This window comes from Streptomyces sp. NPDC046122, assembly GCF_056429965.1.
Genome location: NZ_JBWKLQ010000026.1, coordinates 18,105 through 35,427 on the forward strand (window position 1 = coordinate 18,105; position 17,323 = coordinate 35,427).

Consider the following 17,323-nt stretch of genomic DNA (forward strand, 5'->3'; position numbering starts at 1 on the left):
TTCGGCACCTGCCCGTGGACTCGGCCCTGACCCGGACCTCTTCCCACTTCTCCGATGGCTGAGTACGCGTACTCAGGTGCCGTCTGCCGGACTCCTCCATGCTGGGGCGCGAACGCCGGACCGTCTCAGGGGGACATACGCATGGACCACGCGCTGCAGTTGCGCACTGCCACGCCTCGGGATCATGACTGGATCCACGAACTGCGCCACCGGGTGTACGCGGAGGAGCTCAACCAGCATCCGGTGGAGCCGTCGGGAAGGCTGAGCGACGGACTCGACGGCGACAACGTCTATCTCGTGGCCGCGCGCGGCGAGACGCGGATCGGTTTTGTCAGCCTCACCCCGCCGTGGGTCGGCCGTTACTCCCTCGACAAGTACCTGACGCGCGAGGAGCTGCCGGTCCTGACCGAGGAGGCGCCGTTCGAGATCCGCGTCCTGACCGTCGAGGAGCGCTGGCGGTCCACCGCAGCGGCGCCGCTCCTCATGTACGCGGCGCTGCGCTGGGTCGCGGCGCGGGGCGGCCGCCGGGTGGTGGCGATGGGACGCACGGAGCTGCTCGACATGTACCTCGCCGCAGGGCTGCGGCCGGTTGGGCGCACGGTCCGCTCGGGTGCGGTCTCGTTCGAGGTCCTCAGCGGCTCCGTGGCCGAACTGACGAGGACGGTCGCGGAGCGCCACGGCCGGACCCTGGAGCGGCTGCGGACGGGCCTCGACTGGCGGCTCGATGTGCCCTTCGCGCCGCGTACGGACGGCTGTGAGCACGGCGGGGCGTTCTTCTCGGCGATCGGCACCGACTTCCGGACGCTGACCCGCCGTCACGAGGTGGTCGCGGCTGATGTGCTGGACGCCTGGTTCCCGCCGTCCCCAGGGGTCCGCGCAGTCCTTTCGGAGGATCCGGGGTGGACGGCCCGGACCTCGCCGCCGACCGGCGCGGAGGGGCTGCTCGCGGAGATCGCCGAGGTCCGTGGGCTGCCGGTGGAGTCGCTGGTCGTCGGGGCGGGCTCGTCGGATCTGATCTTCCGGGCGTTCGGCCGGTGGCTGACGCCGGGGAGCCGGGTGCTCCTGCTGGATCCGGGCTACGGGGAGTACGCCCATGCCACCGAGCGGGTGATCGGCTGCCAGGTCGACCGGCTCCAGCTGCGCCGGGAGGACGGCTGGCTGCTCGACCCGGCCCGGCTCGCCGCCGCGACCGGTGACGGACGGTACGACCTCGTGGTGGTGGTCAACCCGAACAACCCGACCGGCCGCCACGCCCCGGCCGACGCGCTGCGCGCGGTGATCGAGGCCTCGCCCCTGCGGACCCGGTGGTGGATCGACGAGGCGTACCTGGGTTACGTCGATCCGGCGGACTCGCTCGCCGGGCTCGCCGCGGCCGACTCCCGGGTCGTGGTGTGCACCTCGCTGTCGAAGATGTACGCGCTGTCGGGGATGCGGGCCGCGTACCTGGTGGCCGGTCCGCAGACGGCCGCAGAGCTGCGGCGCTGGACGCCGCCGTGGCCCGTGAGCCTTCCGGCCCAACTGGCTGCCGTGACGGCGCTGCGCGACCCCGCGTACTACGCGGAGCGCTGGGCCCGCACCCATGTCCTGCGCCGAGAACTGGCTTACGACCTCGTGAAGTTGGACCGGTTCCATTCGGTCGACGAGGGGGTGGCGAACTTCCTCACGGTGACCCTCCCGCCGGAGGGGCCGAGCGCGGCGCGGCTGGTGCGCGAGTGCCGGCGGCACGACGTGTTCCTGCGTGACCTGTCGCCGATGTCCCCGGCGTACGAGGGGCGGACTGTGCGGATCGCCGTCCGCGACACGGCGGAGAACGCGCGGATCGTGGCGGCGTGCCAGAGTGCCCTGGACGCGCTGAATGCCCCGGCCGCAGTGGTGTCGGGAGCGCTGGGGCCGGCCTCCCGGTGACGACGGTCACCGGTCTCGTGCCGTACCTCTGCGGGGCACTGGCGGTCGGGGGCGTCGCGGTGGCGGCGACCCGGCGCCGTGAGCTGATGGTCCGCTGGTGTGTCTGGGCGCTCGGAGTGCCCCTGGTGACCGCCGCGTTCTGGCTCGGCCCACCGGGCATCGCGCTGCTCGCGGCCGTGGTCGGTGTGGTCGCGGTGGCGGAGTACGGCGGGCTGCTCCGGCTGGGTTCGGTGGACCGGGCGGTGCTGGGCGTGGCGATCGTCGGACTCGTCCTGACCGCCTGGCTGGCCCCCGGGGAGGTGCTCCGGGTGGCGGCGGCCGGGGCACTTGCGATTGCCGGGGTGCCGTTGCTCTCGGGCGACGCGGAGCACGGACTTCGCCGCCTGGGGGCGGGCCTGCTGGGCCTCGTGTGGCTGGGCGCCCTGGCCGGCCTCGTAATGTCCGGAGCCCTCGGCCTCGTGCTGTTCGTGGCCGTGTCGATCGCCGATATCGTCGCGTACGCGGCGGGTCGCCGTCTCGGCGGCCCCCGGCTCTCCCCGCTGTCGCCCGCCAAGCGGTGGAGCGGCACGCTGGCCGGGGCTGCGGCCGGTCTCCTCACGCTGGCCGTGCTGTCCTCCTTGACGTGGCAGACGGCGGTGGCCGTGGGGGTCGGCGGCCCGCTCGGGGACCTGCTGGAGTCGATGGTCAAGCGGGGCGCTCGCGCCAAGGACGCCGGCCGGTGGCTGCCCGGCTCCGGCGGCCTCCTCGACCGGATCGATTCCCTCCTCGTCGCTCTGGCGGTGCTGTTGGTGCTGGAGTGAGCCACGGGGCGGGGTGAGCCATGTGACGGGATGAGCGTGAGGCTGGGTGAGGTCGGGCCGGTGGGGGAACTTGTCGCGCGTGTACCCCTCGCGGGACTCGTCGGCGCCGTGAAGCTGGTGGACCGCGATGCTGAGCGGAGGCGTCTCAGCGGCGTGCGCCGGTGAAGAGGCAATGACAGGCAGGACGGCGAGCGCGGCCGCCGGTCTTCTTCGTCGGGCTCCTGGCCGTCTTCTTCAGGCCGGGCTTCTTCTGGGGCACCGGGGCATGTCTGGACGCTCGCCTCCTTGCTCTGGGCCTCGCCGCGCGATTCGCGGGCGGACTCCTGAGCAGCACCGCCAGCAGGTCCACGACGGGCTGACGCCATCGTGGTCCCCGGCCAGGAACCGCAGTGTTGCGTTCTGCCCTGACGGCTGTGCCTGAGGGCTGTGCCTGACGGCCCGGCCGATTGGCTGCTGCTCCGCCGGCGATCGCCGGTAGGCTGCGACGGTGCGCACGGTCGAGCTCCTGTTGGATGAGACGGCAGAGCTAGCGGTCCGAGAGGCGTGGAGGCGGCTGGCGGATGCGGGGCTGCCCAGCCAGGCACGCCACCGCTCACCGACGAACAGCCCGCACCTCACCCTGGCCGCCTGCCCGGAACTGACCGCCCCGATTCGCTGGGAACTCGCCGAGGTGGCCGCCGCCCTGCCGCTGTCGGTGCATTTCACCGGCCTGGTCCGTTTCGAGCGGCCCACCTCGGTACTGGCCTGGGCGCTGGACTGCGACGTGGCGCTGGCCGGCTTGCACCGCAGGGTGTGGGAGGCGGTGGTCTCGGACAGCCCGCCCGAGACCCTCAACCCCTTCCACGAACCTGGGCGCTGGAGCCCGCACGTCACCCTCGGCCGGACTCGGCGGGCCGGTGCCTTCGCCGGCCGGCGGGTTCCCGAACTGCTGCCGGCGCCGCCGCTGTCGGCCCGGCTCACCACCCTGCGCAGCTACGACACCCAGACCGGCGCCCTGGAGGTGCTGGAACCCCGCCCATAATGAAGCCGTCTCCGACGTGGGAGCCGCGGCGGCAGTCCGGCGATCACCGGGAGAACTACGGTGACGAGAGAAGCGAACCCGAAGGGGGCGACAGAGCGCTGGCACCGATCGAACTCACCTGCCACCAGTGCCTCAGAACACTTCGAGGTGAGTAGCTGTACGGATAGCGGTCCACCAGTCGACGGATAAATGATCGTGCTCATGACGTACTTGGTGCGGGCTGTCAAGACGGCTTCCGTGGCTGCGGCGGCCACGCTCGTCACATGGTGGCTGATACGAGTTTTGTACACGCTGATCGACCACGCCATCGAAGCCGACAACGCACGCGGCGCCCTCGCGGGAATCCATTACTACTTGGCAGCCAACGCGGCAGGCATCATCTGTCAGCCCTTGACCCTGTGGGCCGGCGCCAGAGTGACCGGAGTCCGCGGCAACCATCTGGCGATCGTCATCAGCACCTATGTATGGGCCACAATGACCACAAGACACCTCGTGGACTCCACCCCGGGTCTGGGGGGGGGAGGCCGTCTTGTGGGTGGCCATCCAGTCCGCCGCCACGACTGGGGCCTCGTTCCTGCAAGCCAGGCTCATGCCGGCCAGCACCCAGCCCAAGGAGCGGTCCCCTGACCCGGCGCCCAATGAAGATTCTCGTTCTCCGCGCTGTGACGTGGCCGCTTCTCGTAATACTTGCTGTCGTGGCCCGCGTGTGGACGCTTGTTGGCTCGACCAGCCGCTACAGAGCCCACCAACTTGCGGGCAGTGACACCGCGCAGCAGGCTCGGCAGGCTGCTGAGGCACGGCTGCGGGCCATCGCTGGCGCCTACGCGGAGAGCACGTCCTTGGTGTTGCGTCTCCTGGTCCTGGAAGACCACTACAGCCGCGGGATTGCCGACTGGGACCTGTTCAAACCGGTGAGGTCTGCCTACCGGGTGGCCTGCTGCATGCGTCTGACGGCCTATTACAGTTCCCCGCTGTCCGCAGCCGAGACCATCACCGGAATCCTCACTGCTGGTGAGCAGGCCTTGTCCAGCATCCCCTTCACCCACGAAAACACCCCCGGGGACCAACGAGATGCCCTGACCAATGCGGGGCACACCCTTACATGGGATCACCCAGGCTCACAGGTCCCAGCACCCCCACAACCAGCCAATGCCTACCGGTACGTGCGGGAGCCTCCAGCGGTGAACCTGGGCAGTATCCGTCGCCGCTACGGCACGGTGTTCTCGTTGACCCTGCCGCCGGCCGACTACTACAGAGTCCCGCGCTGACAGAGTCTCAGCGGCTGTAGTAATAGAGCTCGGGAGAAGGACGACGGGCTGGCTGCGCCGCACCTCGAGGCGTGTGCGCGTGTACCGGCCCGAGCGGCAGACGCTGATGCGCACCGATTCTGCGGGACTCACGACTTCGTCGCCATGCTCTCCCAGCGGGGGCTTACCCGGTCGGCATCGTGATCACCGAGGCGCACCGCCGTGTACGCCCGCGGTTCACGGGCCGTCAGCAGCAGCGCCTTCCGTCTCGCCCGCGGCCGCTTCGAGACGGCAGAAGCAGGACGCGTTGATCGGTACGTCCGTCATGGCGGACGCGAGCTTCAGCTGCCGGGCCACGATCTGCGCCTCCGCTGTCCTGCCCAGGGTGGAATCCGTGCAGCGCCCATACGTTGCCGGGGTGCCGTGAAGGACGCGGCAGCGTGTCGTCGAGCCCCAGGTCGGCCCGGTAGACGGCCTCCGCCTCTTCCACGCGTCCCTGTTCGAGTAGCAGGGCGCCGTACGCGTGCCGGACGGGCTGCATCCATCCCCACGGCTCGTCGTAGGGGAGGTCGGCCTCGAGTGTCATCGACCGCTCCAGTGCGGCGAAGGCGGCCTCGTGGTTGCCCTTGCGGTACTCCAGTTCGCCGTCGAGCATCTCCGAGGCGATCGCGAGGTTGCCGACGCAGGTGTTGTTGAACAGCGTGCGCGATTCGGGAACGCGGGAGACGGCCTCACGGAACAGTGCGCGTTCGCTCTCCGCCTCGGGAATTCGGCCGGTCGCCGAGAGGGCGACGCCGCGGGCGTAATGGAGCATTGCCGTCGTCGCGCGATACAGCTCCGGGTCGGCGGGCAGCGGCCAGTTCCAGGATGCCGGACCAGAGGACGAAGCGGATGAGCACGTGCACCCGCATGGCGAGGAAACTTTCCAGCCAGTCGGCCATGGGCGGACTTTGCACCCTCAGCAGGTCCTCCGGGATCGAGGCCTCGAGCTGTGCGGCGGTCTCCAGGGCGGTCGCCGACTGGCCGAGGAACATCGCACCGTAGATCTCGAAGTGGTAATTGTGCGAGCGGTACAGCGTGTAGAAGTTCATCGCGCCGGCCCTCGCGCGGTACTTCTCGTCGGCGGCGATCGCGGTGGTGTTGTCCGACACCACCCGTCGGTAGTCCCCGCAGAGCACCTCCAGATGGGTGGGCATGTGCTGCAGGTGCCCGGCGTCGGGTACGAGTCCGCGGAGCCGGTCCGCGACGGGCAGGGCGGCCTCGGGGGTCGGGGACATCTCCATGAGTTGGACGGACATGTGCAGAAGGCCGGGGTGCGCCTTCCCCCTCCCGGTGCCGAGCGCCCGCTCGAGCACCGACTTGGTCTCCAGGGTGCGGGAGCCTTCCGCCGGAAGCCCGGTCCGCACGTCCCAGAGCTGCCACGGAGTGAGGTTCATCTGTGCGTCGGCATGGAGGGTGACGACATCGAGGTCGTCGGGATCGAGTTCGTACGGGGCGCGCATGCTGTCGGCGTAGGGCTCGTTCCACACCGAACAGTCCTCGACCGCTTCCGCCTGCGGATACCGGTGCCGCAACGCCCGGATCAGGGCCTGCTCGACGGGAGTGGCGTCGGCCGCCTTCTCGTGTGCGCGTTCGACGGCCGCGTGCGTACGCTCGACGGTGCGGGCCAGATCCTCACCGTCGAAGAACTCCCAGGGCTTGTTGTAGTTCGGACCCAGAGCCTAGGCGATGCCCCAGTAGGCCATCGCGCAGTCCGGATCCGCAGCGGCGACGGCCTCGAAGCAGGAGACGGCCTCCTCGTGGTGGAAGCCGTACGACCAGAGCAGCCCGCGGTCGAACCACATCTGGGCGGTCGGGGAGGACGTCGTCACGGCGCGGGTGTGGGTGCCGGGGTCGTAGTGGTCCATCCTTCTCTCCTCAATACGGCCCGGTCGTCCGGGTGGCGCGGACGAGCCGTACGGCCCGGACGGACAGGTGGATGCGCCGCGACCGGCACGCACGTTCCCAACGTGGCGGAGGCCTCCGGGGACACCTGTTGCCGAGAGTAGAACCGAACTCGTCCGGCCGGGAAACGCACGCGCCGGGTCCGGGTCGGCCACTCGGACCGGGAGGCCGGTCGGACTTTGGGCCGAGTCCGCCGCGCCGACGGGCCACCCCGACGCACACACAGGCTGGTCGCCCACGCCTTGATCCGGCGGTCCAGGACCACCCCGCATGCCGGGCAGAGTTCCGATCACCGTCCGAACCTCGCGAGGGTGCGCCACCCATCTCTGGCGGAGCGGTGGCCGACAGTGTCGTCTGCATGCGTGGCCGGGTGCTGATGCTCTGAGGACGAGGATCCGGGCCAGTCGTGCCGCGATGCCCGGATATCGCGGGGCTCAGGGCCAGGCTGCGCAGGTCCCGGCGGAGCCCCAGCGTAGGAACGCGCTGCCGTTCTCGGCGCCGACGACAGATACCGCGTACTGCGCGTACCGCCACCGCCGTTGATGGCTGCCAAATGCAACGTCAGGGCGGCCAGCCCAGGTTTGGTCAGCAAGCCCAGGAGCCAGCGCACGACATGGTCGACGCCGTCAAGCGGGAGCACCCTCGGATGTCGTGCGGCCGTAAAACGGTTGCCTGGCTGAGTAACAGCCGCTACCGTCACGCCGGCGCGATCGACACGCGATCACGGGACAGGGAGGTTGATGAATATGGCTGCCGTCGGCCCTCATCAGCATGCCCTCATCCGGCTCGCGCGGTAGCAGAGCGCGATCCGGTCGTTCAAACGACCAGGAGATACGCGTGTCCTCCTCTTCCACCTCCGCCCACGCCGGCCTGACGACCAAGCGTCTGGTGCTTCGGCCCTGGACGACGAGCGAGATCAAAGCGGTCCTCGAAGACATGAGGCCCGAGCAATGGGCGGACGACTTTCCCGCCGAAGGCGATCGCGTGATCGCGGGCCTCTTCCATCAGCACCCCGCCTGGCTCGAACCATATGGTCACCGCCTGATCATCGAGCGCGCCAGCGGCCTGGTGGTGGGCTCGATCGGGCTGTTCTGGCCGCCGAGCGAAGGCGTCCTCGAGATCGGATACGGCATCGTGCCTACCCGCCGCGGCTACGGCTATGCTCCCGAGGCCACCCAAGCCCTGGCACGTTTCGCCCTCACCGCGTCGGGAGTCCACACTGTGTCCGCCAACGTGGACCACCTGTCGAACCCGCCCTCGGTCCGAGTGCTGGAGAAGGCCGGCTTCCACCGGTGGTCCGTTGAAGGGGACATCGTCCGGTACAGGATCACGAGCCGCAACCGCTAACGACACTCAAGTACGGGGCGCCCCCCAAGCGGGTGCCCCGTACCTGGGCGTCAGTTCTGAGCGTGTTGCGGATCGGTTCGCGGCGCTGGTGACGGGCGCCTGTCCCGTGAACGATCTTGAGTTTGGTGTAATGCGGGGGGACGCCGAGGGCCGGGCATCGGTGCGGCTCGGTGTGTGAGCGGGGACGGGTGGAGGTGGTGTGGTGAGGGGGGCGGCGCGGTTGGACTGGGACCTGATGCCACTGGAAGGCGTCGGGCCGCTGTACTTCGGCATGAGCACCACTGAAGTGACCGCAGCGCTGCCGGGTATGACTGAGCTGCGTCGCTTTCAGGCTGACCCCGCCTTTCGGGAGATCCTCGGCGTGGAGTACGGCACGGGCCGTGCGGAGCCTGCCGTGTACGCGTACTTCGTCGACGGCCAGTTGTTCTGTGTCGCGGTCGATGCGGCTTACGGGCCTCAGGTGAAGCTGTGGGGACGGGAGCTGACAGCCTGTGCCCCGGCTGATCTGGAGCGCTTCTTCTCGCACGCGGACAGGTGCGAGGTCATTGCTGTGTCCTACGGTCCGCGGGGGAACCCCGGGGCCAACGGACTCGGTCTGGCGGTGCGGGTGCAGGAGGTCGCCGGCCGCGTGGTGACCCGGCCGGTCATGGTGGGTCGGGCCTGGGCCGACCGGTGTACCGACGACTGGGAAGGCGCGATTCCGGAGTGCGAGTGGGTGGGCCGTCCGTGGCCCCGTACACGCGAAACGGGTTCTTGGCCACCGCCCGACCACGAGACGCCCTGGGGCGGCTGGCAACCTCCCTTCTAGGGCGTATCGAAGGTGCTGCCGGGACCCTGAGTTGTGCGCGAAGGCTGAGGGCAGCTCGGTGGCGTTTGGAGTGAAGATGAGGCAGGCTCGCACGCATGGTTTCGGTATTGCAGAACGTGGCGATCGACTGTGCGGATGCCTACGAGCTGGCCCGGTTCTGGAGCGGGGTGACTGGTCGTCCGCTGCATCCGGAGGACAGACCGGGCGCTCGGGAGACCCAGGTGCTGCTGATGGAGGGGCCGGTGCTGCACTTCAACCAGGTGCCCGAGGTCAAGACGATCAAGAACCGGATCCATCTGTGTTTGCGCCCTGAGACCCCGCGAGATCAGGAAGTGGAACGGTTGATGGGCCTCGGTGCCACCTTTGTCGCTGATCACCGGAGCCCTGATGGTTCGGGCTGGGCCGTCCTTGCTGATCCCGAAGGCAACGAGTTCTGTGTTCTGCGCAGTGACTCCGACCGAGCGGCCATGAACTCCTGACGCTCACGCGCCGTCCTAGCGGGCTTGTACGGCAGGTGGTCACAGCCACTCGCCGGCGTTGCGCGCGCTGCTCGTCGAGGACCAGGCGCCCCTGTCCGCCGAGACGCTGCGCGAGCTCGCCCCGGACCCGGCCCCTTCGGCACGTCACGCAGGGGCCGGCCGAGGCGATCTGGAGCCCGACCTCGCCGCTGTACTGGCGCAGGACCCCCTACCTGCGTGCGGAGCGCGGTTTGCGGCCTGCTCTGGACGCGGCTGACTCGCGTCGTACGCGCCCGCCTCCTATCCCGGCCCGTTGGTCAGAGAGCCTCGCACAGGACGGCTCGGCTCATCGGAGCCGGACCGTCCGTACCGGCCCGAGCGGTCTTACGCGATAGCGACGACCTCACCGGACATGACCTGAGGTGGGTTGGGGAGCAGGGACGCAAGGTTGTCCCGCACGAAGTCCGCTGCCCTCGCCACCGATTCCTCGGCACCGGCCCGGTCCTGGAAGACGCTGGTCGAGATCCTCACGGGGGTGGCGGGGTTCCGCACGTGCGGAGTCGTCGTACCCCTGGGACAGGGGACCGGCTCGTCAGGGGCCCGGCTATCACCTGAAGGGCCGCCTCCGGTGATTCGAATAGCGGCTCCCACCCCGCCTCGCCCACGTACGCCGAGCTCCGGTGACCGCAGGTCCTTTGCGCACAGCGCCGGGTGTGCGCAGCAGTTCCTGCACACTGAGGACGAGAGCCGACCAGAACCGTGCACGGCTTCATGGGCGAACCATGCCGCCGGCGCGTTGCGCCGAGTGCTCGTGGAGGGGCCTCAGGTGTCGGACCGGGCGATCGCGGCCCGTCCGTCGGGACGGGTCAGGGTGTGCGGGAGCCGCTGTTCATGGTCGTCCAGCTGCCGTCCTTCACCTCGTAGGCCGTCAGCCGGCGGTCGACCGTGTCGCCGGACCGGTCGAAGGCCGCGTGACCCGTGACGCCGTCGAACCTCAGGGTCGCCACCGCCTGCGGCATCTTGCTCCGAGCGTCCTCGGGCAGACCCCCGTGGGACGCCACGACGGCCTTCACCGCCTCGATGACGGCCCAGGCAGCGTTGTACGCGTAGGGGCCGTACGCACCGGCCGCCTCCGGAGACCCCGCCTTCCGGCACTGCGCGAGGAAGGTCTCCCCTCTCGCCAGGTCCTCGCGGGGACGCCGATGTGGGTGGCGAGGTCGCTGTCGGCCTTCGGATGGGCGTGACGTACTGCTGGTCGAACACACCGTCGCCGCCCCTCATTGGAATGCCCAGGCCCGCCCGCCTGAGCTGCCGGGAGAACGGCGCAGCGGTGGTGCAGTAGCTGCCGAAGTGGGCGGCCTCGGCTCCGGAGCTCCGGACCCTCGACGCGGGGCCCGCGAAGTCGCTCTGCACAGGGTTGACCTGCTCGGTCGATCGACATGGCCGCCTACCGGTCGGCATCCCGGTCGGGCTCGGTGGGCGTGCGCAAAAAATCGGCGGGTGATGCGGAGGTCATGGCCGAGTGCCGGAGCGGTCCGGCACTCGCCGGGACCACACGTGGACGAGCGCCAGCACGCTCAAGCCGAACATCAGGGCACCGAGGGGGACATGGAGCGACGGCATGTGCGCGATGCCCAGCACTACTTGCACAGAAGCGAGTACGAGGAAGCCCGATGCGTACAGAACGGGGCGGGGCGAACCGCCGCCCGGCCTCCAGGCCAGCGCAGCGGCGAGCACGTACACCATGGACGCGCCGTACATCACACGCGATCCGACGTCGTGCAGCACCGCACCGTAGGACGAGGACAGCAGCATCCCGGCGGTTACCGCCTGGAAGAACAGGGACACCGTCTGCAAAGCGATCGCGGCCTGCAGGAACGCAAGTTTGCCCTGTACGGCTGTCGTCTGTGTGGCCATGACGTGGCCTCCTCTTCTGCCTCGCGGCGGTGGATCGGTAGTGTCCTGGTACTCCGACGATGTGGGGCCGCGAAATGTGAGGCCGAGTGCCGACTCACATGTCCGGGGCGGTGTCTCGTCGAAGTGGCGAGAGCGGAATCGGACGAGAAGAACCAGGGAGCCGTCGCGAGCATGATCACCCCATCCGAACTTCGCCATGACCGGTCCGAGCCGGCCCTGAGCGAGATCGTCGGTGAGCGGCGACACCTGATGAATCTTGCCTACCGGCTGCTGGGTTCGCTGGCGGAGGCCGAGGACGCTGTGCAAGAGACCTACAGCCGCTGGTACGCGCTGTCGCGACCGCAGCAGGAAGCCATCGAGTCGCCCGGGGCCTGGCTGACGACGGTGGCCGGCCGCATCTGCCTGGACGTGCTGGGCTCTGCGCGGGTCCGGCGCGAGCGCTACGTCGGCGAATGGATACCGGAGCCGTTGCCCGACCGTACGGAGTGGCTCGGCTGGCGGGCGGGCGGCGGCTCAGACCTCGCCGACCCCGCCGACCAGGTCACCCTGGACGAGTCGGTGAACATGGCCTTCCTTGTCGTACTGGAGGCGATGACGCCGGCCGAACGCGTGGCGTTCATCCTGCACGACGTCTTCCGGTTTCCCTACGCCGAGATCGCCGATGTCGTCGGCCGGACGCCGGCCGCCTGCCGGCAGCTGGCGTCCTCGGCCCGTCGGCGCATTCGTGCCACCCAGGCTCCCGTAGCTGTACCGTCCGGCCAGGCCGTTCTGGTGCGGGGTTTCAAAGAGGCGTGGGAGGCAGGGGACATCAGGGCCCTCGTCGACCTCCTAGACCCCGACGCCACAATGACCGCCGATGGCGGCGGCTTGGTCGGCACCGTCCTCCGCCCGGTCGAGGGCAGTGAGCGCATCGCCCAGTACCTGATCCACATCGCCGACAAGGCCCCTGGGCTGACGCTTCTCGAGCGGATGGTCAACGGCCAACCCGGTCTGGTCGCCCAGCACGGCGGCGTCACGGTGACTGTGGCCGCGTTCAGCGCTACTGGCGGCCGTATCGCGCGCATCTGGGCTGTCCGCAACCCGGAGAAACTCCGTCCATGGACCGCGAGCGCACACAGTTGATGTGGCGTCTGCCTTACTGATCTTTTCGTAAGTTCGGTGGGTGTGGTGGCGGTGTGGGTGGGAGGCTGTCAGGGTGGCTTATCGACCTTCGCCCCCTGCGGCCGGCGCCGCCCTTCCTCCGTTTGCCGCGACCTCAGTTGGCGGAGGCGCGTCGTGTTCGGGCGGTCGAGTTGTTCGAGGACGGTGTCTCGAATGCGGAGATCGCGCGGGCGGTGGGGGTGTGCGCCGAGAGCGTGCGGCGATGGCGGCGGGCATGGGAGGAGGGTGGTGCTTCGGCCTTGCGGCGGCGTGCGGCCACCGGTCGCCCGCCCAAGCTGGACGACGCCCAGGTCGAGACCGTCCGGGCCGCATTGGAGAGAGGAGCACAAGCCCATGGTTTCGAGGCCGACCTGTGGACCCTGGAGCGAGTTGGCGCGGTCGTTGAGCGGGTGACGGGAGTGGTGCTGTCGAGGGCGTCGGTGTGGCGGTTGCTGACCGGCCGGCTCGGATGGAGTCTGCAGCGGCCCGAGCGGCGGGCGGTCGAGAGGGACGAGTCGGAGATCGCCCGCTGGATCGCGCACGAGTGGCCGCGGATCAAAAAGGGGCCGTGAACACACGTGCCTGGATCGTGTTCCTCGACGAATCAGGCGTCTCCCTGCTGCCTCAGATCCGCCGCACCTACGCACCCCGAGGTCGGACCCCATTGCTGCGGCACCGGCTGAACTGGAAGCGGGCGTCGATGGCCGGGGCCCTGGGATACCACTCCACCGACCCCGATCGAGGGGCCCGCCTATGCTTCCATCTCAAGCCCGGCAGTTACGACACCGCCGCCCTCATCGAGGTCCTGAAGCGGATGAAGGTGTTCTACCGCGGCGAGCGGGTGGTCCTGGTCTGGGACGGCCTGTCCGCCCATGGGAGCCGGGCGATGCGGGCTTGGGTCGCCGGCCAGGACTGGCTCACCCTGGAGCGATTACCCGCCTACGCACCCGAGCTGAACCCGGTGGAGCTGCTGTGGTCCTCACTCAAGAAACGTGAACTCGCCAACCTCGCCGGCGACCACCTCGCCGATGTCGCCGACGCCACCGAGCAAGGCATCCACCGCATCAACCACAACCCACAACTGCCATGGTCCTTCCTCGCCCACACCGGCCTGACCATCCACCCACCACACCCACCGAACTTACGAAAAGATCAGTAAGGGCTGTCCCGTAAATGATCTACGCATGGTACTGACCAGCCCGTTTCACTGTTACCCGGTCAGGGTGAGGTTGTGCAGGCGGGCGATGCCGAGCAATGGCATGGTGGACGCCGTCGCCTTTCAGGCGACAGTCGCGGAGGATCTTCCATCCCTTCAACCTGGCGAAGACGTGCTCGACGCGGGCGCGGACCTTGCGGTGGGACGCGTTGTGTTCCTCTTTCCAGGCCGGGAGTCAGCCTGGCCGCGCTCGCGGCGGTGCGGGATGACCAGGCCGGTGCCCCGGTAGCCGCCGTCCGCGATGACCGTGGTACGGCCGACGGCGGCCTTCGCGCCGGATAGCTCCCACGCCTTGCAGTCGTTGGGGTTGCCGGGCAGAGGACGGCCGACGGCGACCACGAGCCGGGTGCCGGCATCAATGACGACTTGGTGGTTGGTTGCGTACCGGTAGTTCTTCGACTGCTCAGCGACCGTGCGGTCACGGGTGGGCACCAGGGTTCCGTCCACGATCAGTACGGCTTCCCTGCGGAACCGCCTGCGCGGCAGGAGCGCGAACGACGGGCCGAGGTAGTCGATGATGCGGTCGGCTGCGGACTTCGAGATGCCGAACAGCGGAGCTAGCTGCCTCAGGGTCAGATTCGTCCGCCAGTACGCAGCCACAAGCAACACCCGGTCCTCCAGCGGCAGGCTCCACGGCCGGCCCTTTCGGACCGGATCCGCTCCCTCGCGCCGTAGCGCGATGATCAGCTTGCCGAACTGACGTGGGCTCAGCCCGGTGAACGGGGCTATCCAGGACGGCTCGGACGCCGTGATCACACCAGCCACGACGAGATCGTCTCAAAGATCGACGCTATGGAAAGATGATCGTCATGGCAGGTCAGGTCTGGGTGTCCCTCATATCGTTGGGCGGCGTTGTCCTCGGCGGCGTGTTGTCCTACCTCGTCCAGCACAGGACTCAGCAATCAGCGGAACGTGCCGAACAGCAACGGCAGCGGATCGCCTTGTCGGAGACCCGGCGCGCGGAACGGCTGGCGCTGCTGGAGCGGTTCATCGAGGTCTCGGCAGAGGCGGAACGCTGCGCCTATACCCGGCCGTCAGAGTGGGAGGACACCGATGACTGGTACCTCACGACCCAGGACGTCATGAACAAGCTGTGGGTCGCGGATCGGCTTCTCCGCATCCAGTTCCCCCTGACCGTGCATGACGCCGCACACGCGCACTTCCTCGACCTCAACAGGACCGTGTGGCATGGCTTGCCCGACGGTGAGAGCGTGCGGGACTACCTGGAGGGCAACCGATCGGCGTTTCTCGACGCGGCCCGCGAGGTCATGGGGTAGTCCACCTCGCCACCAAGATCTATTACGGGACAACCCTTAGGCTGTACGCCGGTCGGCCCCGGTCGCGGGGTCCCAGGGGGTGGGGAACAGGATGTCCGTAGAACGTCACATAGCGGGAATGCTCCAGCAGATCGCCCGTCAGCAGGACATCGTCGAGATCGCCCCCCAGGGCACCACGCCGAAGGCGGCCGCCCTGGCGCACGTGGCGGAGCAGTACGGCTACACATACGGCATGGCCTACAGGACCGGGTTCAAGAACTCGCTCGTCCAGGTCCGGATGTACCGGGACCCGCGATCTGACGCGCGCGTGCGCGAGGCGGCCACCATCGCCGCCCATCCGCAGGCGGGCAACGGCGGGACAGTGCCGGGGCTGGAGCAGGGCTCGCTGAAGCCGCTCCCCGAAGCGGTCGCTGCCGTGGCCGTGCTGAAGGATCTCGTCACCTTCGACGTCATGGCCCTGTACGTCGCCGGCCGAAGCCAGAAGGTTATGGTCTACCTCGCCTGCGCGGTCCTGACCGTCCTCCTGCTCATCGACGACAAGTCGCCGGTCGAAGCGGTCGCCTCCGGCGGGGCGGTCGCGCTGCTGTGCACCGTGGCGTTCACGGTGGGCGCGGTCCGCCGCGGGAAGATCGCACAGCGGCTGACGGACGCCGGGTTCCTCGCGGTGCGCGACGAACGAGGCGGCCAGCGATTCTTGCGCCCGGGGCAGCAGTTGCCCGGCCACACCGACCCGTTCGCCGCCTGAGGCGCTGGCCTGCGGCGCAGGCAGGACTGGGACACCGCGCTGCGCCTTGCTCAGGCCCTTCTCCGTGCGGCCGACAACCGGGGCGGCAGATGGCGCTTGGGGTGGGCTCCACGCCAGCTTCGACAGCCGTTCATGCTGCTCCGAACGGAGCAATGATCTCCGGGGGAGCGCCGATCCTACCAGCGCCCCAGTGACCTGACAGGCGGCCGCCGACGGGTCCACCCCCTGACCCTTCAGAGGCTCTTTGACGAGTCACGGATCCCCCCTTAACTCGCGAGAGTGAAGTGCACACAAGGGTGGTCCAGGGCAAGCACCACTGCAGACCCTGCGGGTCGGCCGTGGGCACCCGACCTTCAGGTCCTCAACGGCACCACCCGCGCCAAGTCCAGGGCGCCGGCGTCGCGGTGATCGTGACGGACGGGTGCCCGCACTCGCAGGGGCCTTCGCCAAGCAACAGCGCGTCCATGTAGTTGACGGCCACACCCGCAGGTGATGGGCCAGCTCCTAAGAGCTGTCCCGCAAATGATCTCCGAGCTGCCTCGGGTCGTTGGCCGTCGTACGGGCCGCTCGTCTATCCGGCGAGGATGAAGTTGTGCATCCGGGCGATGCCCAGCATGGCGTGGTGGACTCCGTCGCCTTTGAGGCGGCAGTCGCGGAGGATCTTCCAGGTCTTCATACGCGCGAAGACGTGCTCGACGCGGGCGCGGATCTGCTTGTGGGCCTTGTTGTGTGCTTCCTTCCAGTCCGGAAGGTCTTCGCCCTTGCGTCGGCGGTGGGGTATGACGAGCCCGGTGCCGGGATAGCCGCCGTCGGCGATCGTGAGTGTTCTGCCAACGGCGGCTTGGCGCCGGATTCCTCCGATGCCTTGCAGTCGTTGCGGTTGCTGGGCAGGCGCTGGCCGACCACAACGACCAAGCGGGTGTCGGCGTCGATGACGACCTGGTGGTTGGTCGAGTACCGGTAGTTCTTGGACTGCTCCGCCACCGCGTGGTCCCGCGTCGGGACCAGGGTGCCGTCCACTATGAGCACGGTGTCCTTGGCGAACCGTTTGCGGGGTTGGAGCGCGAGCATCGGTCCGAGGTGGTCGATGATGCGGCCGCTGCCGACTTGGACACCCCGAAGAGCGGGGCGAGCTGGCGCCTAGTCAAGTTGGTGGCCAGTACGCCGCGACCAGCAGAGCCCGGTCCTCCAGCGGGAGGCTCCACGGCCGGCCCTTGCGGACCGCATCAGCACCCTCGCGCCGTAGTACGGTCACCAGCTTGCCGAACAGGCGAGGGCTCAGCCCGGTGAACGGGCCTATCCAGACACCTCACGGCGCCAAGCCGTCAAGTCGGGACAGCGGGCACGAGCTCACTGTTCGATTTCGAGGGCCCTGCCGGTGGTCATCAGAGAACGTCCTTAGGCCGTGTCCTATGTGGTGTTGGTTCGTTGGACTCGGCATGGGGCGGGGTACGTGGAGTTGGATTGTTCCGGACGGACTGTGGGAGATCGCGGAGCC

At 68.9% G+C, this 17,323-nt stretch carries 16 protein-coding genes and 3 pseudogenes; 13 read left to right on the forward strand and 6 right to left on the reverse strand.

The genetic code is table 11. The features are described from left to right. Window positions 1–141: 141 nt before the first annotated feature. The 5 genes from AC07FK_RS33300 to AC07FK_RS33320 all read left to right on the forward strand — a co-directional run bounded on the left by AC07FK_RS33300 (window position 142) and on the right by AC07FK_RS33320 (window position 4,994). A complete protein-coding gene (locus AC07FK_RS33300) occupies window positions 142–1,905 on the forward strand; it encodes an aminotransferase class I/II-fold pyridoxal phosphate-dependent enzyme (protein ID WP_479108645.1) in 1,764 nt (587 codons plus the stop codon). Then, complete coding sequence (locus AC07FK_RS33305) at window positions 1,902–2,705, forward strand: phosphatidate cytidylyltransferase (RefSeq protein ID WP_479108646.1); 804 nt, start codon at window positions 1,902–1,904, stop codon at window positions 2,703–2,705. Before AC07FK_RS33300 ends, AC07FK_RS33305 begins: the two co-directional genes overlap by 4 nt. Before the next feature lie 487 nt (window positions 2,706–3,192). After that, entirely contained in the window at window positions 3,193–3,726 is a 534-nt protein-coding gene (locus tag AC07FK_RS33310) for a 2'-5' RNA ligase family protein (RefSeq protein ID WP_479108647.1), read from the forward strand. A gap of 201 nt (window positions 3,727–3,927) precedes the next feature. Beyond that, window positions 3,928–4,353 carry a hypothetical protein gene (locus tag AC07FK_RS33315; protein WP_479108648.1) on the forward strand — a complete coding sequence of 142 codons (426 nt, stop codon included), beginning with the start codon at window positions 3,928–3,930 and terminating at the stop codon, window positions 4,351–4,353. A 68-nt stretch (window positions 4,354–4,421) separates the two neighbouring features. Continuing rightward, on the forward strand, window positions 4,422–4,994 hold the full coding sequence (locus AC07FK_RS33320) for a hypothetical protein (protein ID WP_479108649.1): 573 nt from the start codon (window positions 4,422–4,424) through the stop codon (window positions 4,992–4,994). A 216-nt stretch (window positions 4,995–5,210) separates the two neighbouring features. On the opposite strand, the pseudogene AC07FK_RS33325 reads toward AC07FK_RS33320, so the two are convergent. Then, window positions 5,211–6,880, reverse strand: a pseudogene (locus tag AC07FK_RS33325) (tetratricopeptide repeat protein). Window positions 6,881–7,754: 874 nt separating this feature from the next. Here AC07FK_RS33325 and AC07FK_RS33330 point away from each other — a divergent pair. The 3 genes from AC07FK_RS33330 (at window position 7,755) to AC07FK_RS33340 (ending at window position 9,551) form a co-directional block, all read left to right on the forward strand. Beyond that, window positions 7,755–8,264: a GNAT family N-acetyltransferase gene (locus AC07FK_RS33330; protein WP_479108650.1), complete on the forward strand. Its 510-nt coding sequence runs from the start codon at window positions 7,755–7,757 to the stop codon at window positions 8,262–8,264. A 220-nt stretch (window positions 8,265–8,484) separates the two neighbouring features. Further along, window positions 8,485–9,072, forward strand: coding sequence for a hypothetical protein (locus AC07FK_RS33335; protein ID WP_479108651.1), 588 nt, complete (start codon window positions 8,485–8,487; stop codon window positions 9,070–9,072). 95 nt (window positions 9,073–9,167) lie between these two features. Next, complete coding sequence (locus AC07FK_RS33340; protein WP_479108652.1) at window positions 9,168–9,551, forward strand: VOC family protein; 384 nt, start codon at window positions 9,168–9,170, stop codon at window positions 9,549–9,551. A gap of 363 nt (window positions 9,552–9,914) precedes the next feature. On the opposite strand, the gene AC07FK_RS33345 is transcribed toward AC07FK_RS33340, so the two are convergent. From AC07FK_RS33345 to AC07FK_RS33355, 3 genes are all read right to left on the reverse strand, one after another. After that, window positions 9,915–10,061, reverse strand: a complete 147-nt coding sequence (locus AC07FK_RS33345; protein WP_479108653.1) for a hypothetical protein — start codon at window positions 10,059–10,061, stop codon at window positions 9,915–9,917. A 335-nt stretch (window positions 10,062–10,396) separates the two neighbouring features. Next, window positions 10,397–10,591, reverse strand: coding sequence for a hypothetical protein (locus AC07FK_RS33350; RefSeq protein WP_479108654.1), 195 nt, complete (start codon window positions 10,589–10,591; stop codon window positions 10,397–10,399). Between the two features lie 451 nt (window positions 10,592–11,042). Beyond that, window positions 11,043–11,447: a hypothetical protein gene (locus tag AC07FK_RS33355; RefSeq protein WP_479108655.1), complete on the reverse strand. Its 405-nt coding sequence runs from the start codon at window positions 11,445–11,447 to the stop codon at window positions 11,043–11,045. A gap of 171 nt (window positions 11,448–11,618) precedes the next feature. Here AC07FK_RS33355 and sigJ point away from each other — a divergent pair, with 171 nt between their 5' ends. The 3 genes from sigJ to AC07FK_RS33370 are packed head-to-tail and all read left to right on the forward strand — an operon-like array spanning window position 11,619 to window position 13,746. Further along, window positions 11,619–12,569 carry an RNA polymerase sigma factor SigJ gene (gene sigJ / locus AC07FK_RS33360; protein ID WP_479108656.1) on the forward strand — a complete coding sequence of 317 codons (951 nt, stop codon included), beginning with the start codon at window positions 11,619–11,621 and terminating at the stop codon, window positions 12,567–12,569. A gap of 53 nt (window positions 12,570–12,622) precedes the next feature. Continuing rightward, complete coding sequence (locus AC07FK_RS33365; RefSeq protein WP_479108657.1) at window positions 12,623–13,159, forward strand: winged helix-turn-helix domain-containing protein; 537 nt, start codon at window positions 12,623–12,625, stop codon at window positions 13,157–13,159. Next, window positions 13,156–13,746, forward strand: coding sequence for an IS630 family transposase (locus AC07FK_RS33370; protein ID WP_479108658.1), 591 nt, complete (start codon window positions 13,156–13,158; stop codon window positions 13,744–13,746). Before AC07FK_RS33365 ends, AC07FK_RS33370 begins: the two co-directional genes overlap by 4 nt. Window positions 13,747–13,797: 51 nt before the next feature. On the opposite strand, the pseudogene AC07FK_RS33375 reads toward AC07FK_RS33370, so the two are convergent. Further along, a pseudogene (locus AC07FK_RS33375) lies at window positions 13,798–14,568 on the reverse strand (transposase). A 35-nt stretch (window positions 14,569–14,603) separates the two neighbouring features. On the opposite strand from AC07FK_RS33375, the gene AC07FK_RS33380 reads away from it, so the two are divergent. Further along, a complete protein-coding gene (locus AC07FK_RS33380) occupies window positions 14,604–15,080 on the forward strand; it encodes a hypothetical protein (protein WP_479108659.1) in 477 nt (158 codons plus the stop codon). Between the two features lie 118 nt (window positions 15,081–15,198). After that, a complete protein-coding gene (locus AC07FK_RS33385; RefSeq protein WP_479108660.1) occupies window positions 15,199–15,825 on the forward strand; it encodes a hypothetical protein in 627 nt (208 codons plus the stop codon). Between the two features lie 571 nt (window positions 15,826–16,396). Here the strand turns inward: AC07FK_RS33385 and AC07FK_RS33390 are convergent. Next, window positions 16,397–17,125: pseudogene (locus tag AC07FK_RS33390) on the reverse strand (transposase). Window positions 17,126–17,323: the final 198 nt, after the last annotated feature.